Origin of the sequence: Winogradskyella psychrotolerans (assembly GCF_018860545.1) — a bacterium.
Lineage (GTDB): Bacteria > Bacteroidota > Bacteroidia > Flavobacteriales > Flavobacteriaceae > Winogradskyella > Winogradskyella psychrotolerans_A.
In genome coordinates this window covers 20,812-27,855 of record NZ_JAHKPN010000025.1, presented here as the reverse complement: position 1 = coordinate 27,855, position 7,044 = coordinate 20,812, and the positions used below count along the sequence as shown (strand labels likewise).

Below are 7,044 nucleotides of genomic sequence, written 5' to 3'. Positions count from 1 at the left end.
CCAATCTAACCAATCTAAATATCATGACAGAAACAATTCTAAGTATTTTTTTAGGCATCGGACTTTCGGCTTCAGTTGGATTTAGAGTTTTTCTACCATTGTTTGCTTTAAGCTTAGCCGCCTATTTCAATGTGTGGGAACTCAATGAGTCTTGGCAATGGATTGGCAGTACAACAGCAGTAATTACACTTGGTATTGCAACAGTGGTCGAAATTATAGCATATTACATTCCGGTCATTGATAACGCGTTAGATACAATTGCAATTCCGTTGGCAACAATTGCGGGTACGGCAGTTATGGTATCTACGGTTGCAGATTTGAGTCCTGTAATTACGTGGGCTTTAGCCATTATAGCAGGAGGAGGTACAGCAGCAGCAGTAAAAAGTTCTGCCAGTGCAACACGTTTGGGTTCTACGGTTTCTACTGCTGGTTTTGGAAATCCTATTGTTTCAACTATAGAAACAGGAACGTCTGTTGTGATGTCTGTGGTCTCTATATTTTTACCGATTTTGGCATTTATTTTAGTCATATTCATATTTTATGTAGTTTATAAACTCTATAAAAAGTTACGTTCAAATTGAGCGAAATCATCTTTTAAACCTTATTTTTGAAACTGAATGAATTCGTTATACATATCCAATAAATGAAAATTATATCCATGATTCCTGCACGTTACAGTGCTTCTCGATTTCCAGGGAAATTGATGCAGAATTTAGCAGGAAAATCTGTAATACTAAGAACTTATGAAGCCACAGTTGCCACTAAATTATTTAGTGAAGTCTATGTGGTGACAGATAGTGATATCATTTTTAATGAGATTGTTAATAATGGAGGAAAGGCCATAATGAGCATAAAGGAGCACGAATCTGGAAGCGATAGAATTGCTGAAGCTGTAGCGAATGTCGACTGTGATATTGTAATTAATGTGCAAGGAGATGAACCTTTTACTGAGCGTGAAAGTTTAGCAAAGGTCATCGATGTTTTTAAAGATGATACTGAAAAAGAAATTGATTTAGCATCATTAATGGTTGAAATTTCGGATTTAGAAGAAATTAATAACCCAAACACGGTAAAGGTCATTGTAGATCAACAGAATTTTGCTTTATATTTTTCTCGAAGTCCAATTCCTTTTCCAAGAGATATAAATGTGGGAGCGCGTTACTTTAAACACAAAGGTATTTACGCGTTTAGAAAAGAAGCTTTATTAGATTTTACGGTTTTACCAATGCAGTTTTTGGAAGCTTCCGAGAAAATTGAATGTATAAGATATTTAGAATACGGAAAGCGTATTAAAATGGTTGAAACCAAAATACAAGGTGTGGAAATTGATACACCAGAAGATTTAGAAAAAGCGAAACGATTGTGGAAGTAAATTACAGTAACATAAAAGTAATAGGCTTCGATGCTGATGACACTCTGTGGGTTAACGAAACTTATTTTAGAGAAGCGGAAGAAGAAGTCGGGCAATTATTGTCGCATTATGAAACTCCAAATAAAATAGATCAAGAGCTATTTAAGATGGAAATTGTTAATCTTCCCACATATGGTTATGGTGTGAAAGGTTTCATATTATCAATGATTGAATTGGCTGTAGAACTATCTAACGGAACAGTTTCTAACGCTATAATTTCTAAAATACTGACCATTGGTAAGAATATGATAAATAAACCTATTGAACTTTTAGAAGGAGTAGAAGAGGTGTTAAAAGTATTGTCTAAAGATTACAGGTTGATTGTGGCAACAAAAGGTGATTTATTGGACCAAGAACGAAAGTTAGAAAAATCAGGTTTGTTAAAATACTTTCATCATATAGAAGTGTTAAGCGAAAAACATGAAACTAATTATACACAATTGTTAAAACGATTAGATATAGAACCCGAGTCATTTTTAATGGTTGGGAATTCCTTAAAATCAGATATTTTACCATTAGTTAAAATAGGAGCTCAAGCGATTCACGTGCCATTTCATACCACTTGGCAACATGAACAAGTGTCTAAGAAAGAAGCGAATGGTTCTGATTATAAAACGGTAAAGAATGTTACGGAAATTTTAGATTTTTTTAATTCATAGTTTGAGAATAATTGATAAACATACCTGGAGTAGACAAGCTCACTTTGAGTTTTTTAACACCTTCGTTGATCCTTATTTTGGTGTCACCTTCAAGGTAGATGTTACTAAAGCTTATGAGTTTTCGCGTTCCAGTGAGGTATCTTTTTTTGTAAAATATTTGCATGCTACAATGCAAGCAATAAATGAAATTGAAAATTTTAAATATAGAATAAACGATTCTAACGATGTGGTGCTGTATGATACAATTCATGCATCGGCAACAATTTTAAGACCGAATAAAACTTTTGGGTTTTCATTTGTGAATTATGATGAGGATATTCTGAAATTTCAAACTAATTTTTTAAAAGAAAAAGAACGGATTTTTAACTCTAATGAGCTGTTTCCACCTGTGAATTCTATGGGGTGTGTACATTGTTCATCCTTGCCTTGGGTGAATTTTACAGGTCATAAAGAACCGTTTAATGGTGAAAAAGATTCCATTCCTAAATTAGCGTTTAGTAAAATGGAAAATTTTGGATCAAAAAAGGAAATGCAAGTCGCTATCAGTGTTAATCATGCCTTGGTAGATGGCTATCATATTGGACTCTTAAATGAAAGATTACAATTTCATTTAAATAGTCATTAAAATTAAACTAAGTTATTATTTTTGTTAAAGATATAAAGTAAATGATATTCAAAAATTATCCAATGGTGTCCAGAGTTGTTTTTGGACGAGGAAGTTTTAATCAACTCGATGAAATTCTCGCTCCAAAGCGCAAAGGACGTAACGCACCATTTATATTTTATGTTGATGATGTTTTTAAAGGCAATCATTGGTTAACGTCTCGTATTACCTTGTCCTATAAGGATAAAATTATATATGTACCTACTAAAGAAGAGCCAAGGACAGATCAAATAGATCAGTTGGTAGAAGATATTATACTAGAATATAGTGAGCTTCCTTCAGGTATTATAGGTATAGGTGGTGGTACTGTTTTAGATATCGCTAAGGCGGTATCTTTAATGTTGACAAACAAAGGGGAATCTAAAGATTATCAAGGTTGGGATTTAATAAAGTATCCTGCAATATATCATGTTGGAATTCCAACAATTTCTGGAACAGGAGCAGAGGTATCTCGTACTACAATTTTAACTGGTCCAATTCGTAAATTGGGTATTAATAGTGATTACACACCTTTCGATCAAGTTATATTGGACCCTGAGTTAACTAAAGATGTTCCAAAAGATCAATGGTTTTATACAGGTATGGATTGCTTTGTACATTGTGTAGAGTCGTTGACGGGTACTTATTTAAATGCGTTTAGCGAAAGCTACGGTGAAAAGGCCTACGAACTTTGTAAAGAAATCTTTTTAGAAGACACGTTAAGTATCGAAGATTCACAAGATAAATTAATGATGGCTTCTTGGCACGGTGGTATGAGTATTGCGTATTCTCAAGTCGGTGTTGCCCATGCTATGAGTTATGGTTTAGGCTACCTTTTAGGAATAAAACATGGTGTTGGTAATTGTATCGTTTTTGATCATTTAGAAGACTATTACCCAGAAGGTGTCGCGATTTTTAAACAGATGAAAGCAAAGCATAATATTCAATTGCCTCAAGGTATTTGTGCTAATTTAGAACAAGATCAGTTTGATACAATGATTGATGTCGCTTTAAGTTTAGAACCGCTTTGGGAAAATGCTATTGGTAAGAACTGGAAAACCATTATAACTAGACAAAAGCTTCAGGAGTTATATAAAAAAATGTAACATGCGCTGGTTAGCAAAATTTATATATTTTAAAGTATTAGGTTGGAAAGTTGTTGGTAATACTAATTTTTCAAAAGATACCGTAAAGAAAGCTGTAATCATTGCAGCTCCACATACTAGTTGGGTTGATTTTTATTTGTCTCTTTTATTAAGGAAAGTCACTCAAGTAAAAACAAATTTTGTTGGAAAAAAGGAGCTTTTTGTATGGCCATTTGGCTACTATTTTAGAGCCGTAGGTGGAAAGGCTTTGGATAGAACGTCTGGTCAGAATAAAGTTGAAACTATAGCTAAATTATTTGAAGGAGAAGAAGAGTTTAGGTTAGCATTATCACCAGAAGGTACCAGAAAGAAAGTAGAAAAATGGAAAACAGGTTTCTATTACATTGCAAAAAAAGCGAATGTGCCTATTATAATGTACACTTTTGATTTTAAAAATAAACAGAATAAGGTATCAGAACCATTTTACCCAACAGACGATATGGAAGCGGATTTTAAATATATGAAATCCTTTTATGAAGGTGTTGAAGGAAAGGTGAAAGAATACAGTTAGATTCGTATTTTATTAGAATTTTGGCACAAGATTTGAAGTATTTATATTGCAATGAAACATAAAGTAAACTCCAAGTCACTAAAAAGAAACATTGCCTCAATAAGCTATCTATTTTAATTGGATAGCTTTTTTGATTGTATAAACTTATCTAATAAATGATTAGTTTGACTTTGAAGCTTATTTTTAAAAAATTGCATGCCGCCAAAGAAAATACCTTTAATTCCCAATGCTTGTTTTGCCCATTTGTGTAAGTCAAATTCATCGGTGTGTTTGATGATTAATCCATCTTTAAATTCAAATTTAGCATCAATCTTATTATGTACTTTTCGTCCCGTTTGACTGAAAGTATAATGTGCTTCCCAATGAGCAGAACCACTGTCTTTAGCACTTTTTATATTAGAAAATTCAACATTAAAATCACTGCCATTTTGAGAGTTACAAAGCATTAACCACATGGCTTTAGCGCGTTCTCCCTTTAAAACTCCAAAAGCTGGATCTTCAAAAATAACGTCATTATGGTAGCAAGAGGCCATGGTTGCGCCGTCACAATTTTTTAAAGCAGTATAAAAAGTTTTTATAAGGTTTTCCATGTGATTATTTTTTTAAAGATTTTTAAAACCATCCAGTACAAAAATACGTAAGTATGGTGCTATTGGTTCATATTCTCTTATTAGAATGGGATTTTATTGCTATGAAAGTGAAAGGCCACCTTATATGGGTGGTCTTTTTTACTCGATAGTTATTGTGTTTCTAAATCCGATATCTGTACGTTCATCAAACAAAAAATCATAATAATCAGCATCTCCTTTGGTTCCAGAGATTACTGTTTTTGCTCTACCAATTTCTAACCCAGATTTGTTATAGGCTTTGGCAATTACGTCTTTATTAAAATCGGAATCAAAAATAATATAAAGCGTGAGTTTGTTATTGTTTTTGCTAGATTGGCTATCAATATCGTAAACGCCAGCTGTTAAACCTTTTTCTTGTAGGTCATTTGAAAGTATAATTTTACATTCTAATGTTTTATCTACACCTTCGGAGACTCCTTCAAAAAATTCCGTAGCACTTTCTCCAACAACTTCGCCTCCTCGGTTAATGCCTTCTTTTGTTTTGTCGGCGAGTCTGTCGCAAGATAAAAAGCTCAGTAGAGCGATTACGATTATTAATTGGTAAGTTTTCATGTCGGTAAAAATGTATTAAATAAAGATAATGAATTTAACGTCTAATTTTATCTATAATTTTCTGCAAATTGGAATACACAAATTCGTTCGTTTTTGCATAATGTAATGCAATAAAACAAACAACTGAAAGAAACAGTATGGCACCTATAATAGCTTGCCAGGGCTCTAAAGTTCTGCCAATAAATTGGTGTAATCCAAATCCAGTGAGACTACCATAAATGATAATGAAATGAATGACATAGATGGATAGTGTTTTCTGTCCAATTTTTAAAATTAACGGTTGTTTAATATAATTCTCTGCTAAATAAAACAAAGAAAAGATTATCAACACATTTCCTAATCTTGTGAATAGGTAATTGTAATAAGCAACGTCCTTTAAGGTTGAAACATCAAAAGCATAGTATAACCGCATTAAAAATTCAGAAGAACTAAATATGAGTGCAATTCCGATTACAAGAAAACCAGAAACAATAGCTATTTTAAACTTTGGTCGTTCTATATAGCGATAAAATAATGTTGCAATAAAAGCACCAAAAGCGACATAACCAAACCAAGGAATTATATTAAAAATAGAACCATTTGCTTTAGATACATAGTTTGAGAAGACCATAGGAACCTCAGGTAATTCTAAATGGCGATACAAGGGCTCTAACATAAAAATGGTCAGACCAAGTAGTAACATCACTATAGAAAACGCCAAGGTTTTCTTAAATGTGAGTCTATAAATAAAAACAATAAGTATAAGAGATAGACCGATACATTGTAATACATCTACAACTAAAAACGAATTGGGAAATTTACCTGTTAACCATTCAAAAATTGTGACTCGCAATAGGTAACCGATACCAATAAGCATAAATCCTCGTATTAAACCTTTATGCATTCGCTTCTCAATTGTTCCATTAAGTTTCGCTCTAATTAATAAATAAGAAAAAATGAGACCCGAAATAGTAAAAAATGTCGGTGCAGTAATACCTCTTGTGTATTCCCAAGCTTTAAAAGCTGTATAGCTGCGGTTTCTGTATGAAACGTCTAAAAGTGTATCTATAAAATGTCCTTGTAACATCATTAAGATAGCAAATGCTCTTACGGCATCTATGAAATATAGTCGATTTGTGCTCAAAAAAATAAAGTTTGAAAAGGTAAAGGTAGTTTTTTGAATTGAAAAGCAATTTATTCTTGGACTATTATCAGGTATAGTATAAAATAATAATCACCTTTTTAAAACTTGGTAATAGCGTCGATCTTAGTTTTGCTCTGAATATTTAATACTCCAAAAGTAGGATTTGGATAAATGGAAAGTGCTTCCAAATGGTTCATAGAGATAGAGAGTTCGTCTACAAATTGAGTGGTTAGCATATTTGTGTTATTGACAGGATTAAAATGAAAATAAATGTCTGCGTTATTGTCTAGTCCATTAATTTTATTTCTTGTGATCCCAATATTTTAAATTATAATTAACGATTTATAATGGCGTAGATAAATTAACGGTTA

The 7,044-nt window shown here is 32.6% G+C and carries 9 protein-coding genes; 6 read left to right on the top strand and 3 right to left on the bottom strand.

Going from position 1 to position 7,044, the window contains the following annotated elements:
* The first annotated feature begins 20 nt into the window (after positions 1–20).
* The 6 genes from KO515_RS09430 (at position 21) to KO515_RS09405 (ending at position 4,369) form a co-directional block, all read left to right on the top strand.
* The gene (locus KO515_RS09430) at positions 21–581 is read left to right on the top strand and encodes a DUF4126 domain-containing protein (RefSeq protein WP_215936122.1); all 561 of its coding nucleotides are present in this window, start codon (positions 21–23) and stop codon (positions 579–581) included.
* A gap of 77 nt (positions 582–658) precedes the next feature.
* A complete protein-coding gene (gene kdsB, locus KO515_RS09425; RefSeq protein ID WP_215936121.1) occupies positions 659–1,372 on the top strand; it encodes a 3-deoxy-manno-octulosonate cytidylyltransferase in 714 nt (237 codons plus the stop codon).
* Positions 1,363–2,070 (top strand): HAD family hydrolase, encoded by a 708-nt coding sequence (locus tag KO515_RS09420; protein ID WP_215936119.1) that lies wholly within the window; start codon positions 1,363–1,365, stop codon positions 2,068–2,070. Before kdsB ends, KO515_RS09420 begins: the two co-directional genes overlap by 10 nt.
* 1 nt (position 2,071) lies before the next feature.
* The gene (locus tag KO515_RS09415; protein WP_215936118.1) at positions 2,072–2,695 is read left to right on the top strand and encodes a CatA-like O-acetyltransferase; all 624 of its coding nucleotides are present in this window, start codon (positions 2,072–2,074) and stop codon (positions 2,693–2,695) included.
* Between the two features lie 41 nt (positions 2,696–2,736).
* Complete coding sequence (locus KO515_RS09410; protein WP_215936117.1) at positions 2,737–3,819, top strand: iron-containing alcohol dehydrogenase family protein; 1,083 nt, start codon at positions 2,737–2,739, stop codon at positions 3,817–3,819.
* 1 nt (position 3,820) lies between these two features.
* Positions 3,821–4,369: a 1-acyl-sn-glycerol-3-phosphate acyltransferase gene (locus KO515_RS09405; RefSeq protein ID WP_215936116.1), complete on the top strand. Its 549-nt coding sequence runs from the start codon at positions 3,821–3,823 to the stop codon at positions 4,367–4,369.
* A gap of 113 nt (positions 4,370–4,482) precedes the next feature.
* On the opposite strand, the gene KO515_RS09400 is transcribed toward KO515_RS09405, so the two are convergent.
* The 3 genes from KO515_RS09400 to KO515_RS09390 all read right to left on the bottom strand — a co-directional run bounded on the left by KO515_RS09400 (position 4,483) and on the right by KO515_RS09390 (position 6,673).
* Complete coding sequence (locus tag KO515_RS09400) at positions 4,483–4,959, bottom strand: nuclear transport factor 2 family protein (protein ID WP_215936115.1); 477 nt, start codon at positions 4,957–4,959, stop codon at positions 4,483–4,485.
* Between the two features lie 138 nt (positions 4,960–5,097).
* Entirely contained in the window at positions 5,098–5,550 is a 453-nt protein-coding gene (locus tag KO515_RS09395) for a hypothetical protein (protein ID WP_215936114.1), read from the bottom strand.
* 34 nt (positions 5,551–5,584) lie between these two features.
* Positions 5,585–6,673 (bottom strand): heparan-alpha-glucosaminide N-acetyltransferase domain-containing protein, encoded by a 1,089-nt coding sequence (locus KO515_RS09390; protein WP_215936113.1) that lies wholly within the window; start codon positions 6,671–6,673, stop codon positions 5,585–5,587.
* Positions 6,674–7,044: the final 371 nt, after the last annotated feature.